Origin of the sequence: Roseibium hamelinense, from assembly GCF_007830545.1 — a bacterium.
Classification (GTDB): Bacteria; Pseudomonadota; Alphaproteobacteria; order Rhizobiales; family Stappiaceae; genus Roseibium; species Roseibium hamelinense.
Window position 1 is genome coordinate 38,949 of record NZ_VLLF01000011.1, and the last position, 19,051, is coordinate 57,999.

At 56.4% G+C, this 19,051-nt stretch carries 14 protein-coding genes; 7 read left to right on the top strand and 7 right to left on the bottom strand.

Annotated features, from left to right (window positions below; genetic code table 11):
- Positions 1-101: 101 nt before the first annotated feature.
- From JM93_RS19165 to JM93_RS19185, 5 genes are all read right to left on the bottom strand, one after another.
- A complete protein-coding gene (locus JM93_RS19165) occupies positions 102-1,787 on the bottom strand; it encodes a methyl-accepting chemotaxis protein (protein ID WP_145346854.1) in 1,686 nt (561 codons plus the stop codon).
- A gap of 19 nt (positions 1,788-1,806) precedes the next feature.
- A complete protein-coding gene (locus JM93_RS19170; RefSeq protein ID WP_145346856.1) occupies positions 1,807-2,412 on the bottom strand; it encodes a hypothetical protein in 606 nt (201 codons plus the stop codon).
- A gap of 135 nt (positions 2,413-2,547) precedes the next feature.
- Positions 2,548-3,414: an SDR family oxidoreductase gene (locus JM93_RS19175; protein WP_145346858.1), complete on the bottom strand. Its 867-nt coding sequence runs from the start codon at positions 3,412-3,414 to the stop codon at positions 2,548-2,550.
- 4 nt (positions 3,415-3,418) lie between these two features.
- Positions 3,419-4,258 carry a TrmH family RNA methyltransferase gene (locus JM93_RS19180; RefSeq protein ID WP_145346860.1) on the bottom strand — a complete coding sequence of 280 codons (840 nt, stop codon included), beginning with the start codon at positions 4,256-4,258 and terminating at the stop codon, positions 3,419-3,421.
- An 80-nt stretch (positions 4,259-4,338) separates the two neighbouring features.
- Entirely contained in the window at positions 4,339-4,968 is a 630-nt protein-coding gene (locus JM93_RS19185) for a TetR/AcrR family transcriptional regulator (RefSeq protein ID WP_145346862.1), read from the bottom strand.
- A gap of 143 nt (positions 4,969-5,111) precedes the next feature.
- Here JM93_RS19185 and JM93_RS19190 point away from each other — a divergent pair, with 143 nt between their 5' ends.
- A complete protein-coding gene (locus JM93_RS19190; RefSeq protein WP_145346864.1) occupies positions 5,112-6,308 on the top strand; it encodes an efflux RND transporter periplasmic adaptor subunit in 1,197 nt (398 codons plus the stop codon).
- Positions 6,309-6,311: 3 nt separating this feature from the next.
- A complete protein-coding gene (locus tag JM93_RS19195) occupies positions 6,312-9,482 on the top strand; it encodes an efflux RND transporter permease subunit (RefSeq protein ID WP_145346866.1) in 3,171 nt (1,056 codons plus the stop codon).
- On the opposite strand, the gene JM93_RS19200 is transcribed toward JM93_RS19195, so the two are convergent.
- The gene (locus JM93_RS19200; RefSeq protein ID WP_145346868.1) at positions 9,483-10,436 is read right to left on the bottom strand and encodes a class I SAM-dependent rRNA methyltransferase; all 954 of its coding nucleotides are present in this window, start codon (positions 10,434-10,436) and stop codon (positions 9,483-9,485) included. It abuts the gene before it with no gap.
- Between the two features lie 261 nt (positions 10,437-10,697).
- Here JM93_RS19200 and JM93_RS19205 point away from each other — a divergent pair, with 261 nt between their 5' ends.
- The 5 genes from JM93_RS19205 to JM93_RS19225 all read left to right on the top strand — a co-directional run bounded on the left by JM93_RS19205 (position 10,698) and on the right by JM93_RS19225 (position 16,505).
- Positions 10,698-11,663 carry a GAF domain-containing protein gene (locus JM93_RS19205; protein ID WP_145346870.1) on the top strand — a complete coding sequence of 322 codons (966 nt, stop codon included), beginning with the start codon at positions 10,698-10,700 and terminating at the stop codon, positions 11,661-11,663.
- A gap of 158 nt (positions 11,664-11,821) precedes the next feature.
- Positions 11,822-12,517, top strand: a complete 696-nt coding sequence (locus JM93_RS19210; protein ID WP_145346872.1) for an SRPBCC family protein — start codon at positions 11,822-11,824, stop codon at positions 12,515-12,517.
- An 89-nt stretch (positions 12,518-12,606) separates the two neighbouring features.
- Positions 12,607-13,095, top strand: coding sequence for a (2Fe-2S)-binding protein (locus JM93_RS19215; protein ID WP_145346874.1), 489 nt, complete (start codon positions 12,607-12,609; stop codon positions 13,093-13,095).
- A 141-nt stretch (positions 13,096-13,236) separates the two neighbouring features.
- The gene (locus JM93_RS19220) at positions 13,237-15,597 is read left to right on the top strand and encodes a xanthine dehydrogenase family protein molybdopterin-binding subunit (protein WP_145346876.1); all 2,361 of its coding nucleotides are present in this window, start codon (positions 13,237-13,239) and stop codon (positions 15,595-15,597) included.
- 107 nt (positions 15,598-15,704) lie between these two features.
- Positions 15,705-16,505, top strand: coding sequence for an FAD binding domain-containing protein (locus tag JM93_RS19225; RefSeq protein WP_145346878.1), 801 nt, complete (start codon positions 15,705-15,707; stop codon positions 16,503-16,505).
- Between the two features lie 69 nt (positions 16,506-16,574).
- On the opposite strand, the gene JM93_RS19230 is transcribed toward JM93_RS19225, so the two are convergent.
- Positions 16,575-18,947, bottom strand: a complete 2,373-nt coding sequence (locus tag JM93_RS19230; protein WP_170230759.1) for a methyl-accepting chemotaxis protein — start codon at positions 18,945-18,947, stop codon at positions 16,575-16,577.
- Between the last annotated feature and the right edge of the window lie 104 nt (positions 18,948-19,051).

Genomic DNA, 19,051 nt, shown 5'->3' on the forward strand with positions numbered 1-19,051 from the left:
TAATTAACCGCTCTCTTTCGGAATGGGTAGTGATGGACGTCAAATTCAAAGCCGCCCTCTGAAGTCTGGAAGGGCGGCATTTGGAGGTCGTAGCGGCACCGTTAAGCCGCACGGATGTTTTCCGTAAAGGTACGCATGGCGCTTTGCAGGTTGCTTGAGCGTTCCTGCAGGGCACGGATTGCTTTTTGGATATCGGAACTCAACACACCGGTTTGTCCGGCGCTCGATTTGGCCGATTTCAATGTACCTGCCAGATGTGTGGCGCCATCTGCCGCTTCAGTGATCTGATGCCCGATTTCTCGACTAAACCGGCTTTGTTCTTCGGTCGACTGTGCCATGGCCTCACTTTGCTCTGCGATCGCAGACACTACTTTGGAGACGGCACCTGTTGCCGCAACGGCTTCGTGGGTTGCCGATTTTAGAGATTGGATTTGCTGGTCGATTTGATCGGTAGCTTTGCTGGTTTGCTCAGCAAGCGCCTTTACCTCGGTGGCAACAACCGCAAAACCGCGTCCAGCTTCGCCAGCACGGGCGGCTTCTATCGTTGCGTTCAATGCCAACAGGTTGGTTTGCTCTGCAATGTCGGTGATCAGTCTCGTCACATCCCCGATTTGATCGACTACAGTCTGAAAGGTTTCGATGGCAGAGTTAGACTGTTTGACATCGCGGATCGCATCGCGGGCAAGATCGGTGAATTTTCCGACCCGCCCCGAGATTTCTGCTATTGAGCCGGTCAGTTCATTAGTCGACTTGGCAACCATTGCAATGCTCTGCGTGGCTTCTTCAGAGGCGGCACCGACACTGAGTGCCTGGTCGCTGGTTTGGTTGGCGACTTCCGTCAATCCACCAGCAGACTGGTCAAGATTGCTCAATGCCGTTCCGATTTCATCGCTGAGCTTGAAGACCTCCGCTTCGAATTTGTCCGCAAGGGCCCCGCGTTCACGCTTCCTGCTCAAGCGCTGATCTTCTTCCAGCTGTGCTGCCTCAGTCTGCATTTTCTGGATCTTCACCAAACTGTCCTTAAAGGCTGACAACGCCGTTTGTATCTGGCCGACCTCGTCATTCCGTGCGTTTGAAACAAGCTCGATGTTTGTGTCCCCGGAAGCAAGCTTTCGGACTTTTCGGGTGACTGAAGACAGTGGGCGCGCCACCAAAAAGTGATTCAATGTTCCAAGGATGATCGCAAAGACGATCGTCGTGGCGGCGCCCATTGTTGCGGTGCGGGCCGCAGCTTTGATTGAAGCATTCTGCGCTGACCACAAGAGTTGTGTCCGTGAAGCGAGCTCCTGGTTAAAATCGGCATGGGCCTGGTCGATTGCGCTCCACAGCGCATCTGCTTCGGGCGTCAGCTCCATGGCGCGTGCCATATCAACGTTTTCGGGCTGGCGCATGAGCGTCACCTGGCGTTGAGCAAACTGGAGGCGCCAAGACGTCCAGACGGTCTCAAACGTGTCGGCGAAGGGCTTCAGGTTGGCCATCGAGCCAGTCAACTCGGAAGACAGGTTTCGAAAACCTGCAGAAATCTCGCGTTCCTTTTGCGATAACTCCGCCTCGAACGCCAGGTCGCCAGTCAGCAGGAAATTCTTCAAAGCCTGGTTCTGGACCTGAATCGCGTGATCGATTGCGTGCACCTCGGACAACAAATTGTCGAATTGAATAACATTTTGCGCTGCTGCTTGGACCTGCTTGGTTTTGTCGTGGATCATGGCGCTGGCGGCGGCTGCGATCACAACGAGGAGCAAAAAGGCAGCCGCACCCTTGAGAGACACTGAAAGCGAGCTAATCATGATAGTGGCCCATCGCTGATCAATTGATGTGTGCGGTGCGGCGCTGAAGCTCTGTGAGATTCACCTCCACAGTTGCCGCGCCGATCGGATCGCCCGCCACATCGCTTAATGTCAGGTTAAGCTGGACCCGCCAAATCGCCCGATCTTCATCCCACTCGGGCTCGTCAATGAACACCGCTTTCGCGCCAACATCGTAAGTCTTTTGAAATTTGGCTTCGTCTCCCTGCCAATAATCGCTGGTGATTGCGCTCTGGCCGACATTCAGACCGTTTTGGTCCATGACGAAAATCTCAGTGTAGAGGCCCAAGGTTTGGGCTTGCTTGCGAACAAGGTAAATGGACAAAGGCGACGTCAAGGTGGCCGCAATGAGGGGTTTGTCCTGGTCTTCCCGTTCGGAACGCCATTGTGCATCCAGATCCAGGATCTGTTTTTCAGACAATGCTCCTCGGCGTGTGTTTTGCGCGTTTATAGACATTGCGACAACAGGCACATCAAGCCAGTCGCGTGTTTGCGAGATGAAGTCTTCCGTGATCAGCTCCGGTACCGGTGGAGGACTCGCTGCCGCGTACGTTTGGAATGTCAAATATACGACACACGCGAGTGTGTATTTAATTAAACCCAGCATAGCAAACCCCTTATTTACAATTTAATGCTATGCGTGTCAGGTTAATAAAATTCTACATCCAAAAGTAGAAATAAGAAAAATACATACAAAAAAGTGTATTAATTGAGATTGTCAGAAATTATACTGCAATTGACATCAATCGTTATTTTTCGTGCTGTAAATATTACGGAGTGACTCTCTGTATTCAGGGTATAGGAACTGATACCCGAGCTCTTGTTTTACCCGTTGATTTGAAACGCGTTTGTTCTCCCCGTAAAATGACCTCGCCATGGGTGAGAGCTCTGCGGTCTCAAACGGAATTTCGACTGGCGGATCCACACCAAGTAGCGTTGCTGCAAAAGTTACAAGGTCCTGAGGCGGCGCTGGTTCGTCATCGGTCACATTGAATATGCGGCTGCGCGGGTATTCGATCGCAAGCTCGAGGACGCCGGCAATGTCCTCCACCCTGATTCGATTGAACACCTGTCCTGGTTTGATTAGCCGGCGTGCAGTCCCTTTTTTGAAGTTCTCGAAAGTGTTGCGTCCCGGGCCGTAAATGCCCGAAAGACGAAATATCTGGACGATTAAGCCGTTGTCGTCGCCAAATGCCTGCCAAGCGTTTTCAGCTTCGACGCGTTGAATCGAGCGCTTTGAGACCGGCTTGCAAGGCGTCTCCTCGTTAACCCACAAGCCATCGTGATTACCGTAGACGCCAACGGTCGACAGGTAGCCAATCCAGTGCGGTCGAGCGGCAGCGATGTCTTTTGCGTGCTGGTGCAGGACCGGGTCACCGGTCTCGTTGGGTGCAATTGAGACCAGCACATGGGTTGTGCCCTTGAGGGCTTCGGAGATCTGAGCAATTGGTTTTTCGCCGTCAAACAGAAATGGTTCCACCCCCATAGACTTCAGCCGGTCCGCTTTTTCAGCGGACCGCGTCGTGCCGCCGATCCATTCGAAACGGTGCCCGGCCTTTTCAATGAAGGCCTTTGACGAAAACCCGGCACCAAACACAAACAGGCGCATGATCTTATAACTCCAGATGAGGACGGCGGATTTCGTAGAGGGCAATCCCGGTGGCAACTGCAAGATTCAGGCTGTCGGCTTGCCCAACCTGAGGAATCCTGATCAGGCAGTTGCAGGCCCCGGCCATGTCGTCTTCAAGCCCCTGTTGTTCATTGCCCATCAGAAGCAGCGCCGGCTGTTGGTAGTCCACCGTCCGGTAATCCACAGAGCCTTTCAGATGAGTGCCAGTCACCGTTCCCGGCCAGCTAGCGGCCAGTTGTTTGAACCGGTCCTTCGGCATTTTGGAGATCGGAACGTGGAACAACGAGCCCATCGTCGCCCTCACAGTCTCCACGGCGAACGGATCGGTGCAGTCTCCTACCAAAATGACGCCTGCGCCTCCAACCGCGTCAACAGTGCGAATTACCGTGCCAAGGTTGCCCGGATCGCGCACCCGGTCGAGCGCGACCCAAACCGTTGTGTTCTCGGGTTTTAGATCGTCGGCGTGCACCAATTTCTGTTCGTAGACCCCAACAACCATCTGCGGATTGTCCTTGCGGGTCATCGCGGACAGAACGGCAGTGTTGACTTCCAAAATCAACGCCCCGCGCGCCTTTGCCGTTGCAGCGGCTTTCTGGGCAACCGGATTTTCCCGCGCTTCCGGCCCAAGCGCGAGATATCGAACGTCCCAGTTCGCAGCAAGCGCGTCCGTTGCCAGCTTGAGGCCCTCAGCCACAAACAGCCCTGATTGGGTGCGGTGCTTGCGCTGTGAAACCAATCCCTTGATTTCCTTGACGATTGGGTTGGAGTGCGAGGTGATTTGTTTGACGGCGCCGATGCGCTGCGGTTTCCCGGGTTGTGGCATGTCGCACTCCAATGGGCCCACGTTTGTCGGGCATCTGTTTTATTTTCCAGCGCTGGACTAGGCGGGGACACGGCAAGCGGTCAAGCCTTTTCAAGCCTTGGCTTTGGCGGAAGCAGGCTCTTGGTCGCAAACAGGATCGCCTCGTCGATATCAACCGGGAAATTGTTCACGTCTAGCTTCCCGTCAATTACCAGGAAGGACAGGCCATGAACATGTGTCCAAAGTGGAAACGAGGTCCGGTTCACAAGGTCGTTTATCTCGGATTCGCCAAGGTACAGGGCGACTTCATTGAGCAGGACGCCATAAGACTGCCGGCCAACACTGCGCAGTTCCTCAATGCGGCCTGCATGTGATTTGGTGCTAAACATCAACCGGAAGATATGCGGTTCCCGGATTGCGAAATCCACATAGCCCCGTCCGATCGCTGCGATGGCCTCCACGGTGCCGCGGGGCAGTGGCTGGGCGCGCGCTTCCGAATCCTGTCTCAGCCGGATCAAGCCATCTTTCGCCACTTCAGTGAGCAGATCTTCTTTGGACGAAAAATGCCGGTAAGGCGCAGCCGTGCTCACACCAGCCAGTTTACAGGCATCGGACATGGTGAAACCGTCCGGTCCGTGCTCTTCAATCAAACGCCTTGCAGCGCTCACGAGCTGTCCACGCAAGTCGCCATGATGGTAGCCTGCTTTTTTTTGAGTTTTGTTTTCAGCCACTTGCGGCGTTTCCTGCAGAAATTCTTGTCTCTATCACTTGTCGAAGTTAGATATTCTAACATATGTTAGCAACAGTAACATAGTTAGCGATGCTTACATTCGCGTAATTGGCTCGCGGCGGGCGCAAGAGTGAGGGCTGGAAAATGTCTGATAGTCGACCAGATCAGGCTGGTGGGCCAGTTGAGTACAGCAAGCCCGGCAAGAGATTTGGGTGGTATGCGCTCAGCGCAACGACTTTTCTCCTCACCGTCGGAGTTGCTGCGGCCGCGGTATTTCTTGGTGTTTCGACCATTCAAATGCGTGCGCAAGAAAAGCCGGAGGTCGTGGCGGCTCCGCTTGTAGAGGTTGAGGCAATCCTGCCGAGCGCCGAGCAAGGTTACGAGATTACAAGGACCTTCGTCGGGCGCTTGGAGCCGGCGCGCCGGACCGATCTCGGATTTGAGCTTGCCGGTGCTGTCCGAGAAATTCTTGCGGATGAGGGCGACCGTGTGGCGAAAGGCGATGTCATCGCTCGTCTCGACACACGGTCATTGAAGGCGGAACGCAAACGGCAGATCGCCAGTCGCCAAGCGACGGAAAGCGACCTGGAACTTGCAAAACTGACGTTCGACCGCCGCAGAAGTCTACGCGATGCCGGTCATGTCAGCGCCGAGGTTCTGGACCAGGCGCGCCTGGCGCTCAGCCGATTGGAGGCAGCGCTTGCTCAAACCAATGCCACAATTGAGGCAATCGACATCAATCTCGACAAGTCCGTGCTGACCGCGCCTTTCGAGGGCCAGATTGCTGAGCGCCTTCTGGATGAGGGGGCAATTGTTGCTCCCGGTGCGCCGGTGTTGCGCATTTTGGAAAGCGCCAGGCCAACCGTCCGCATAGGTCTGGCGCCTGAAATTGTCGACAAGCTTGATCCAGAAAAGCGATATGACATCACACTGTCCGGAAGACAGTTCCATGCCAGCTTGGCTGGTCTGCGTCCTGATCTCGAAACCCGCACCCGTACCGTGGAAACCCTGTTCGAACTCGAGCAATCGGACGCCGTACCGAGCTTCGGACGACTTGCCGAGCTCTCTTTGACCGAGCGTGTCGAAGCGCAAGGTTTCTGGATCCCGATATCCGCGCTGAGCGAGGGGCCTCGCGGGTTGTGGACCGTTCTGACGCTGGTTCGCGCGGGAGCGACTGAAAATATCTCTCTTGTCGCCCGTGAGGCGGTCGAGGTCTTGCACGCAAATGAGGACATGGCCTTCGTCCGGGGCACGCTGCGCGAAAACACGCCGATTGTTGCCGGGGGCATACACAGGGTTGTGCCGGGCCAGTCCGTTCGGCTCGCAGGAAACGGTGCCTGACCCATGGAAACGCTGTTTTACAAGCAACCGCGGTTGGTGGCGCTCAGCCTGTTGGTCATCATTGCGGCCGGGCTGTCTGCGCTCGTCGGGATAGGGCGTCAAGAAGACCCTACAATCACAAATCTCTTCGCCACGGTCACGACTGTCTATCCCGGAGCAGACCCGGCCCGGGTTGAAGCCCTGGTCACCGAAAAGATCGAAGAGGAGCTGCGTGAAGTCGAAGAAATCGACGTTATTGAGTCGACCTCAAGTTCTTCCATTTCGATCATTCAGATCGAGCTGCTCGATACTCTCAGCGAGAGCGTTATAGAACAGGCTTGGTCGGAGATTCGAGACAAGATATCGGACGCGACCCGTGAATTTCCGGCCGGTGTTCTGGAGCCCGAATTCAGCACCGAAGGGGCGGGGGCATTTGCCGCGATAAGTGCATTGGTTCCCGACCATGACGGAGCGTCTCGAGCGGTTTTGAAGCGATATGCCGATGCGTTGTCCGACACACTCCGCAATGTGCCCGGTACAAAATCGGTCGAAATTTTCGGTGAGGTCGAGGAGGAAATTCTTGTCCGGATCGATCCTGCGGTACTGACATCCCTGTCGTTGTCAGTCGATCAGGTTGCAACTGCGATTTCGCAAGCGGACGCAAAAGTGCGCGCCGGACGTCTCCGCGGCCTGGAACGCGAACTCTTGATTGAAGTCGAGGGTGAAATTGCAGTGCTGGACCGCATCCGCCAAATCCCAGTTTCGACCAGCCTATCGGGTATCGTGACGCGTGTGGGCGACATTGCAACCGTCGAAAAGGGCATCCGGGAACCGGTTGACGAATTGACCTTTGCGGCCGGCCAGCCGGCCGTGCTTGTTGCTGCAAAAATCGCAGACGGCCTGCAGGTGGATAGCTGGATGGAGCGGGTTCGGGAGCGCCTTGAGCGCTTCGAGGCCGACATGCCGTATTCAATTTCCCATGAACTTATATTCGATCAGAGCTTGTATACCATCGACCGGCTGAGTGGTGTGGGTCAGAATATTGCCATCGGGATGACGCTTGTCGTCGCTGTTCTGCTCATCACTATGGGTCTTCGGTCTGCTTTGATCGTCGCCATGGTCCTGCCGGTCGTCACGCTTGCGACCTTTTCGACGATGAGCATGATCGGGTTGCCGCTGCACCAGATGTCATTGACGGGCCTGATCGTGGCGTTGGGACTGCTGGTTGACGCGGGGATCGTGATGACTGACGAGGTTGGCCAGGCCTTGCAGCGCGGGGAGAACCGGACCGAGGCAGTGCGTAAGGCTGTTCGCCGTCTGTTTGCCCCGCTGCTGGCTTCCACCGCGACAACGGCTCTGTCCTTTATGCCAATGGCACTGTTGCCCGGACCTGCCGGCGATTTTGTCGGCTCAATCGCGATCGCGGTTATTATTATGCTGATTTGGTCGTTTGTCGTGGCGGTTACGCTGACGGCGGCGATCGCCGGATGGGTGCTGCCAGCTACAGCTTCAAGCGCAGTGCAGCATCGTTTTATGCTGTCTTCACTTGTGTCTGTCCCGTTTCGGTGGTCGCTTCAGCTTGCCATGCGCAATCCGGCAAGTTCCGTTGTTTTGGCGTTGGTGTTGCCAATCACCGGCTTTTTGAGCATGCCGACGCTAACCGCTCAGTTCTTTCCAGGCGTAGATCGCGACCAATTTCATATCGAGGTTGAACTTTCCGAAGGAACCGCCATCGCCGATACGTCCAATACGGCACTTTCAATTGACCTTTTTTTGGCCGGAACCGATGGAATTGAAAATGTTGCTTGGGTTGTCGGCAGAAGCGCACCGGCCTTTTACTACAATATCGTCGGCAACCGGGACCGGGCACCGGCGTTCGCACAGGCGTTGGTGACCAGCGCCTCCCCAGAAACGACTGCCCAGCTGGTGCCTTATCTGCAGTCCGCCCTTAACGGCCGTTTTCCGGAAGCCCGCATTCTGGTGCGCGACCTTGTTCAGGGGCCGCCTGTCGATGCTCCAGTAGAACTCCGGCTTGTCGGCCCGTCATTGGAGGTGTTGCGTGAGCGTGGGGAGGCATTGAGAGCGCTGGCAGCAAGGGTAGAAGAGGTCACAGTGGTGCGGACAACGCTTGACGGTGGTGCGCCACAGCTGAAATTCGCGGTCAACGAAGACAAGGCTCGGCTTCTGGGGCTGGGCTTGTCGGATGTTGCCCGCCAGCTTGAAGCAACACTGGAAGGGGCGACTGGCGGCAGCTTGATTGAGGGAACCGAGGAATTGCCGGTCCGCGTGCGTGTTGGCGATACGGCGCGCGGAAATCTCTCTCAGATCGCCAGCTTGCCGCTTTTGCCAGCAAACGCAGCCGCCTCAGATGAGGGGTACGCTGGAGTGCCGTTGTCGGCGATTGCCGATATCCGGATGGAGCCGTCGCAAGGGCAGGTGAACCGGCGCAATGGCGAGCGAACAAATACCGTTCAAGCGTTTGTGCAGTACGGTGTTCTGCCCGAAGAAGCGCTCAAGAAATTGCAGGCTGAAATGGAGCTTGCCGGGTTCGCCGTTCCCGACGGATACCGCATTGAGACCGGCGGTGATTCTGACGCTCGTGACGACACTTTGACCAATCTGATCGGGTCGCTGGGCCTGATCGTGCCGTTGTCGATTGCGGCCATCGTTCTGACTTTCAACTCCTTCCGCCTGGCCGCTGTAACATTCGTAGTGGCGATTCTGTCAGCGGGTCTCAGTATCCTGGCGCTCGCCGTCTTCCAGTACCCGTTCGGTATCAACGCGATCATCGGTGTGATCGGATCGATCGGGGTATCGATCAACGCGGCCATCATCATCCTAACGGGGATGCAGCAAAACGAGCGGGCTGTGAACGGCGATCAAGCTGCCATGGTCGAAGTCGTAATGGGCTCGGGCCGGCACATCATCTCTACGACGCTGACCACTTTCGGAGGTTTTTTGCCGCTAATTTTGGCGGGTGGTGGGTTTTGGCCGCCTTTTGCGATGTCGATTGCAGGAGGCGTGCTCTTGTCGACTGTAATCTCGTTCTACTTCGCACCGCCGATGTTTGCACTTGTCTATGCGCGCAGAACAAAACCGAGTGACAATCTGGACCGGCAGGATCCCGGTCAGACACTTAGCCCGGCGCCAGAGCGTTGGCCGAATGACAACCAGATGCGCCTCGCCGCGGAGTGACTAAGCGCTGCTCCAGCGTGAAAACAGGGAAGTTGACAACGCGCGCGTTCCGTCGTCTTCGCGGATGACCAGTTCGCCGGATTCAAGCTGCCCCCCCTGTGTGGACAGGGTTTCGGCCATCAGCTCATGGATTGCCAGAAAGCTCGACCGGATCGCATAGGCGGTGAGGATCATGAAAAGCGCGTCTTTGGCCATCAGCTGCTTGAGGTCGGACAACATGCCAGGAAGACTTGTGTAGAGATCCCAGACCTCCCCTTTCGGCCCGCGGCCATATTTCGGCGGGTCCAGGATGATGCCGTCATAGGTGTTGCCGCGCCGCACCTCTCGGGCGACGAATTTCGACGCATCTTCGCAAATCCAGCGGATCGGGAGATCTTCCAGGCCGGAAAGTTCCTGGTTTTCCCGCGCGTATCCGATTGCTTTTTTCGAAGCATCGACATGTGTGACCTGCGCGCCGTCCGTTGCCGGAAGAAGTGACGCCAGTCCCGTATATCCGAACAAATTTAAGACTTTGAGAGGCCGTTCCGGCTGCTTTTCAAGCGCTGACTTGATCTTGCTGTTGACCCAGTCCCAGTGGGCGGCCTGCTCGGGAAAAACCCCCACATGTCGAAACGACATAAAGCGGCCATTATAGCGGACAGGCCCGTAAGCCATTGGCCAGGTTTCCGGCACATTTCCGGCAAATTTCCATCGGCCTGGGCCCTCTTCTTCGGTATCGCCGGAAAAGACGGCGTCGGCCCTGTCCCATTGAGAAGGTTTCTTGCGCCGTTGACCCATCGCTTGAGGTTCCGGGCGAACGATTGTGTATCGGCCGTAGCGTTCCAGTTTCTGGCCTTCGCCCATGTCCAGAAGCTTATAGTCTTTCCAGCCCTTGGTTTCCAAAATGACTGGATAGGTCTGAACCGGAGGGCGTCCATAGTCGGCGAAGCGGGATGTGTGCGGCTGGTCGGACAAGAGGGTCTCGCTTGAGGCATTTGTTCACGGGTCGACGTGTCGAACACCGCCTGTTTGCGGCCTGACATAATCTCTCAATCGGCAAACCGCAAATTCTTCCGGTGCCAAGTTTGCACGTCGCCGGAAGCTTGCGCTTGCCAAAATCCCCATAAGCCGGTCCGCCGCGGCAGGAATACTCAAAACCCTTTGACAATTCCGTAGCGTTTTGATCGACTTGCCATAAGCGAGACATAGATCCCGCTTCCGATGGAGGAGAGGTTAATGCAGCCGGCGAGCCAGACCGGGTCCCATTCGGACCTTGTGGAAGCGACGGTTAAAGAAAGCGCGAGCGCCGCGTTTTCGGGGGTTGCCGCATCCTGGCGTCGTTCGATGCTGTATCATGGGCTGGATCCAAGCCAGTCACGGACGTTGGGTCAAGTTTCTGCGCACGAGCTCAAGCAAGCTCAGGATGCCGTTGGAAACCTCCTTTCTATCGCCCAGCCTACGCTTGACGGACTGTTCCGCTTGGCAGGACAGGCGGGCTGTTGCGTCGTTCTGACCGATGACCAGGGTTTGATCCTGTACTCCAACACCAAGCCGGGGGATGCAGATAGCTTCCGCAGCTGGGGGCTCACCGAAGGCGCGATCTGGAGCGAAGCGGTCGAAGGGACCAACGGCATTGGCACCTGCCTTGCCGAAAAAGCGCCGGTCGTTATTCATCAGACCCAACATTTTAGAGCACAAAACACCGACATGAGCTGCATGGGTGCGCCGATCTATGCGCCCGACGGCGAGATTCTCGCCGTGCTCGATGTTTCAAGCTGCAGGCGGGATATGGATCTCGCATTTGCACATGTGCTTGGCTCCGTGGTGACCGAAAGCGCGCGTGCGGTCGAAAGCGATTTGTTCCGTTCTGCCTTCAGTGGTGCCCGTATTCTCATGGCCGGTGAGCCGGGCAAAGCCGGTGTCACTCTCCTTGCTGTTGATGAGGACGACCTGGTCATAGGCGCGACGCGCCAGGCCCGCAAACTATACGGGCTTAACGATGACACGGTTGCGCAGCGCCCGCCGGTTGCGGATGTCCTGGATTTGAGCGAGCCGCTTTCTGCAGGAGGCGCAGCGCGGTCTGACTTGAGGCGGGCGCTTTATCGTCATGGCGGCAATGTTTCGGCCGCCGCCAGAGCTCTTGGTATCAGCCGGGCAACAATGTACCGGCGCATGAAGCGGTACGGCCTCGACCAGAGCTAACCGGTGGAGATGAGAAGCCGAAGCAGGTTTTTGCGCTGCGAGATGTGTCAGCTCTGATACAGTTGCCCTGCCGGCGGGGTGATCCCGCGTGGCGGAAAAAACACAAATTGCGCAGTCTTTACGCCCGGCTTCGGGTCTTTGGAGGATGTTTTTCGAATATGGATATGAGCGGCGAATACCGGATTCCGGCACCTCGTGAGACAGTCTGGGAAGCTCTGAACGATCCAGACATTTTGAGAGAGTGCATACCGGGCTGCGAGTCTTTGGAGATGACGAGCCCGACTGAAATGACCGCGGCTGTCACGTCGAAGATCGGCCCCGTCAAAGCCAAATTCAAAGGGGCGGTGACCCTTGAAAACATTAATGCGCCGGAAAGCTACACGATCGCAGGAGAAGGCAAGGGTGGTGTTGCCGGCTTTGCTAAGGGATCCGCGGATGTTCATCTGGCCGAAGATGGGGCTGAAACGGTTCTGACATACACGGCCAAGGCGCAAGTTGGCGGCAAATTGGCCCAGCTGGGCAGCCGGCTCATTGATTCCACAGCGAAGAAAATGGCAGACGAGTTTTTCGGCAAATTCACGGAGAAGGTTGGCGGTACCTCGCAAGGAGCTTCTGCTTCTGCGGATGATCTCGATGCCGGCGTTGTCGAAGAAGCCAAGTCAATTTCGCTGGATCACGCAGCCGAAGATGCTGTGAAAGCGGTGTCTGAGGCTGAGCATGCGGTCGAGGAGCGGCTGCACCAAGCCGAGGAAAACTTGGAGGCCGCAGCTGTCAAAGGCAGGTTCGGCGGTCCGATGGTTTGGGGTTTGATCGCGTTGGGCGCAGTGATCGTGGTTCTGGCGCTCTTGAATTGACGGCTCGCCGCGGCTTGGTGAGCGCCATATTTAGAAAAGGACTAGGGCGGCACAGATGACAATGTGAGGCCCATCAGAGGGAGAGTAGAATGACAAAAGTTGCCATGACTTTGAATGGCAAGAAGGTGCAGGCGGATGTGGAAGACCGCACACTTCTTGTGCACTACATTCGTGAGGCGCAGGGGCTGACAGGAACCCATGTCGGTTGCGATACATCGCAATGCGGAGCGTGCGTGGTGCATGTGAACGGAAAAGCGGTCAAGTCCTGTTCCATGTTGGCAGCGCAGGCCGCGGATGCGGAAGTGGTGACTGTCGAGGGGTTGGCAAAAGGTGGAGACCTGCATCCGGTCCAAGCCGCGTTTCGCGAACACCACGGTCTGCAATGCGGCTTCTGTACGCCGGGCATGATCATGACCGCGGTCGATATGATCAACCGGTACGGCGGAAACTTGGACGAGAAAACCATTCGCCACGAGCTGGAAGGCAATATCTGCCGCTGCACCGGCTACCAAAATATTGTGAAGGCGATCAAATCTGCCGCCGATCAAATGTCAGCCATGAAAACGGCTGCCGAGTAAACGCAGATAATACGTTGAACGCGCCCGAAGCAGCGCCCGGGAGGAGCTGGACGTACCGTCCAGCTGGGCAGGTCTTCAGGATGGAGCGCACCATACCTTCTAGAGATGAGGACCGGCCAGTTCGGTTCGAGGGAGAGATCAATGGGAGTTGAAGGCATCGGGGCACGTGCCCTGCGCAAAGAAGACAAGCGGTTCATCACCGGTAAGGGCCGTTACACCGACGACATCGTTTTGCCGCGGATGGGATATGCGGCATTCGTTCGCTCACCGCATGCCCACGCGAAGGTGGTCAGCATTGATGCACGCGCAGCCTTGGAGATGCCAGGCGTCGATGCCGTGCTCACTGGGGACCAGCTGGTTGCGGACGGCATTGGGAACATCATCTGCGGCTGGATGATCCACTCCAAAGACGGGTCGCCGATGAACATGGGGGCCTGGCGCGCTCTGGAGCCGGAGATCGTCCGCCACGTTGGCCAGGCTGTTGCTGTCGTGATTGCGGACAGCCAAGGCGAAGCAAAAGACGCCGCTGATGCTGTTGTCGTGGAGTATGAAGAGCTGCCGGCAGTCGTGGATCCGATTGCTGCCATGGCGGACGGAGCACCCCAACTTCACCCCGAGGCGGCAAACAATCTTATTTTTGACTGGGACATCGGTGATGAGGCCGCGGTCAACGCCGCATTTGAACAGGCCGCGCATGTCACAAAGATGGAAGTTCACAACAATCGCCTGGTGCCGAACGCTATGGAACCGCGGGCGGCTGTTGCGGACTACAATGAGGCGGAAGAGCACCACACTCTCTATACCACTTCACAAAACCCGCATGTGGCGCGTCTGGTCCTGTCAGCATTTTACAACATCGCGCCCGAGCACAAACTGCGGGTGATCGCACCGGACGTCGGCGGCGGGTTCGGTTCCAAAATCTACATCTATCCCGAAGAGATGGTGTGCCTATGGGCCTCCAAACGCGTCGGCCGTCCCGTAAAATGGGTGTGCGATCGCACGGAAGCATTCCTGACCGACGCCCATGGCCGTGACCACCGGTCCGAAGCTGAACTGGCATTGGATGCGGATAACAAGATCATCGCGTTCCGCGTCAAAACGGTCGCCAACCTTGGCGCCTACATGTCGTTGTTCTCCTCGTCTGTGCCGACCTACCTATATGCAACGCTTTTGTCGGGGCAGTACGACATTCCCGCGATCCATTGCAATGTGAAGACGGTCTACACCAACACAACACCAGTCGATGCCTATCGGGGCGCTGGTCGGCCGGAGGCGACTTATCTGGTCGAGCGGATCATGGAGACGGCTGCGCGCGAGGTTGGCCTTTCGCCAGCCGATTTCCGGCGCAAGAATTTTATCCGGTCGTTTCCGCACCAAACGCCGGTCATCATGTGTTACGACGCGGGTGATTATGACGCGACCCTCGACGCGGCCTTGAAGGCAATCGATTATGATGGCTTTGCGGCGCGCAAGGCGGAGGCAGCCTCACGCGGCAAACTGCGTGGCATCGGGATGTCTTGTTATATCGAGGCCTGCGGTATTGCGCCATCCGCGGCCGTGGGGTCGCTTGGTGCCGGCGTGGGTCTTTGGGAGTCAGCTGAAGTGCGGGTCAACCCGGTTGGTACAATTGAGGTGCTCACCGGCGCGCACAGCCACGGCCAGGGGCATGAGACTACCTTCGCTCAGCTGATTAGCGAACGGTTCGGCCTCGACACCGATGCCGTGTCAATCGTTCACGGTGACACGGACAAGGTCCAGTTTGGCATGGGCACTTATGGATCACGGTCCGGTGCGGTTGGTATGTCAGCAGTGGTCAAGGCCCTCGACAAGGTTGAGGAAAAAGCCAAAAAAATCGCTGCACACCTGATGGAGGCCGCAGAGGGTGACATTCAGATCGAGGGCGGCGAGCTCAAGGTCGCAGGAACGGACAAAAAGTTGACCTTCACCGAAGTCGCACTGGCCGCCTACACCGCGCACAATCTGCCGGAAGGTATGGAGCCGGGGCTAAAGGAGGGCGCATTCTACGACCCGACAAACTTCACCTTCCCGTCCGGCACCTATATCTGCGAAGTTGAAGTTGACCCGGAAACCGGCAAGACAGCAATCATCAGCTTCGTCGCAGCGGATGACTTCGGGAACATCATCAATCCAATGATCGTGGAAGGTCAGGTCCATGGTGGCTTGACGCAGGGCATCGGGCAGGCGCTTTTGGAAAATGCTGCTTATGATGAGAACGGCCAGCTGATCACCGCTTCCTACATGGACTACTGCATGCCACGTGCGGACGATGTTCCATCCTATCAGCTGTCAACACACGTGACTGAGTGCCCGGGCAATCCGCTCGGAATGAAAGGTTGCGGGGAGGCTGGCGCAATCGGCTCTCCTCCGGCGGTTATCAATGCTATCACAGATGCGATCAACAACAACGACTTGACCATGCCGGCGACGCCTGAGCAGGTCTGGCAACTTTGTCAAGGCAGCATGAAAATGGCTGCCGAGTAAGCTTTTCAAAACCTCCGCGGCGGGAGCAGACCTGCCGCGGGTTCAACTGAATTAAGACCAAATCCCGCGCGGCAGCGCTTGCCGCCGCCAAGAACTGGGAGAGGACCATGTACGAAACAAACTATCACAGGGCCGGGACGCTGGATGAAGCGGCAAGCCTTTTCAGCAAGAGTGATGACCCGAAGTTTTTGTCAGGCGGCCAGACACTGATCGCGACCATGAAGCAGCGTCTCGCGGCGCCGTCCGACCTGATCGACCTTGGTCATGTTCCCGAAATGCACGGCATCTGCGAAGACGGTGACGCCATTGCGATCGGTGCAACAACAACCCATTCCGAAGTTGCCGCGTCGGAGCTCGTCCGCTCAAAAATTCCGGGTTTGGCCAAACTCGCGAATGGCATTGGCGATCCGGCTGTGCGCCATATGGGGACGATTGGTGGGTCTGTTGCAAACAATGATCCGGCTGCGGACTATCCGTCCGCGCTGGTGGCACTTGGAGCAACAGTATCGACAAACAAACGCAGCCTGCCGGCAGAGGACTTCTTTACCGGCATGTTCGACACTGCGCTGGAGGAAGACGAGATCATCGTCTCCGTGACTTTTCCAGTCGTAGAAAAGAGTGCCTACGCCAAATACCCGAACCCGGCGTCTCGCTATGCAATGGCGGGGGTCTTTGTGGCCAAGCACAAGGACGGATCAGTCAAGGTCGCGGTGACGGGGGCCGGTCAGGATGGCGTGTTCCGTGTGGCGGCCATGGAAAGCGCGTTGTCGTCCAACTGGTCGGCTGATGCTGTTGCGGACATCAGTGTCAGCGCAGATGATATGATGGCCGATATTCACGGTTCTGCCGCCTACCGCGCAAATCTCGTAACGGTTATGGCAAAGCGGGCTTTGGAAGCCGCTGGCTGAGCCAGACTATCTGCAAAAGAAAAGGCGGCAGGTCGGCCGCCTTTTTTATTACGTGGTATGCGGGAACGGTTAAGCCGCTGCCACCTGTTTCAAGAAGCGGTCGACCTCGCCGCGCAAACTGTCTGTTTGCACATTCAGTTCACCCGATGCGCTGACCACTAGATCTGCAGATTGAGCGGTTTGATCGACCGCATGCGACAGCTCGGTGATGTTGCTGGTGACCACCTCATTGCCCTCGGCAGCCCGTTGCACATTGTGGGAAATTTCAGAGGTTGCTGAGCCCTGCTGGTCAACTGCCGCGGCAATTGCATTGGTGTAAGTGTTCACTTCTTCCATCGTTTCGGTAATTGCAGAGATGGCCGAGACGGCTTCTTCAGTCGCGCTCTGGATAGCTGAAATCTGACTGGAGATTTCTTCCGTTGCTTTGGACGTCTGGGTCGCCAGTTCTTTAACCTCCGCCGCTACTACGGCAAATCCTTTACCCGCTTCACCGGCGCGCGCTGCTTCGATGGTGGCGTTCAACGCGAGAAGATTTGTTTGTTCGGCAATTGCCTGAATAAGTGTAACGACTTCGCCGATTTTGGCTGCGGAATCTGCGAGGCCTTCCACCTTTTCGTTTGTGATGCGGGTACCGTCGGTCGCCTTCTGGACGACGTCTGTCGTACGGGTGACCTGTGAACTGATCTCGCCGATTGAGGCAGCGAGTTCCTCGGCCGCCGAGGCCACCGTTTGAACGTTCTGCGTCGCATTGCCTGATGCGCTAAGTGTTGCGCCAGCCCGGCCGGAGCTGTCTCGCGCAATCTCGGTCAGCGACTGAGCTGTGCCATCAAGGCTCTCGGCAGTGTTGCCAACGGCCTCCAGGAGTCCCTGCATGGTGGATCTGAAACCGGTAATCAGCTCTTCCACCTTTTCTTGCCGGGCTTCCCGCGCCTGGCTTTCTTTTGCCTGCAGTTCCCGCAGACGAGCCCGCTCAACCGCATTGTTTTTGAATACCTGAACAGTCCGGCTCATTTCGCCGATTTCATCACCGCGTTCGGTGTCGGGAATATCGACATCCCGCTCTCCGCCGGCAAGCCGTGCCATCACCTCAGTGATCATTTTGATTGGGCGTGTAATGGCCATATTCAGCACAAAAGCTAGACAGATGCCGATCACGATCGCAATCGCGAGGGTGACGCCAATGGTCAACAAGGACGTTTGCCCTGCCGACCGGGCCAGCTCCGATTGAGCGGCAGCAATCGCTGTGATTTCGGTTCCAACGTCTTTGGACAATTGATCCAGCTTCATTTGCAGAGCATTCAATTGTTCTTTGGACGCTACGATCTGCTCGAAAGCGTCTTCAAACTCTTTCGTCGCAACAGACATGTTTTCAATGCTCTCGGTCGCTGCCGGCAAGGTTTGGCTTGCGCCTGCCAGTTTGGCTGAGATTGTTTGAAGGTTCGCAACTGCGTCTCGCACCTCGTTGGCCGTGATTGCACCAATCCCGCTTACAATTTCGACAGTGCCGGAGCGGGTCACTGTTGTGGCGCGCGCGAGCGCTACGGCTTCGCCACTAATACCAGCCAGGTTGGCTAGCAAGGTCTGTGTCTTTGAAGCAGCACCAAGCTCAAGATCTAGTGTTTCAAACGTCGCGATGCGTGCGGCGAGAGATTGCGCTTTGAGAATCTCAAGCTGGTCAGCAACATTTTTCTTTTTCCCAGCCCGGTTGAACAGGTTCGTTTCAGCCAAGAGATCAGGCAATGCAACCTGAAATTCCTTAGCGGCTGCGGCCAAGCTCTGCGTTGTCTCTGCATTTAATGTCGGTAGATCGGCATTTTCCAGTTTTGCAGCATTGTCGATCATGACTTTGATCGACGCGTTGATTCCGGCCATTACATCATCGGTCAGATCTTTTTTCTTATACTGGCCTTCAAGTCCAAACCGGGTAGACAGATCTAAAGCGGCGTCCTGAATATCTGCTGCTGCCTGGCCCATAAGCCGGGCATTGTCCTGGGTCGCCTTTGCAATTTGCGCATCGGTTGCGGCAGTTTGTTGTTCCTCGGAAACGCTCTGACTAATGATCCGCGTGAGCTCGGCCAGATCATCGCTCGCGGTCATAACCGTATCCAGGTAGTTTTGCTGTGCAGTGGTTTTCACGGTGACTTGTTCGAAAGCCGTTTCAAACTCTTTGATCTTCGCGATAACTTCATCGACTTTTCCAGCTTCTTCAGTGCCGGCCGGAATAGCCGTCTGCAAAGGCTCCATCCTCTCATAAAGTTCATGGATCGAGGCTTTTGCTATGTCGGCATTTGCCGGACTGGGGTTTGTCAGGAAAGCTTCGCGGGCGCCGGAAACATCTCTTAGGGCAGCCATTGCGGTGGTCGCCTTTTCGGAGATGGAGGTGCGCTCTGACAAACCTCGAATAGCGAGTGTTCCGACTCCGCCAACGATTACGGTGAGCATGAGGATAGCCGCAAAGCCGCCCCAAACTTTGTAAATGAACTTCAAGTTATTGAAAAAGCGCGCCAAAAGATGCATCGAAATCGGCCCCTGGATGCCGGACAAAA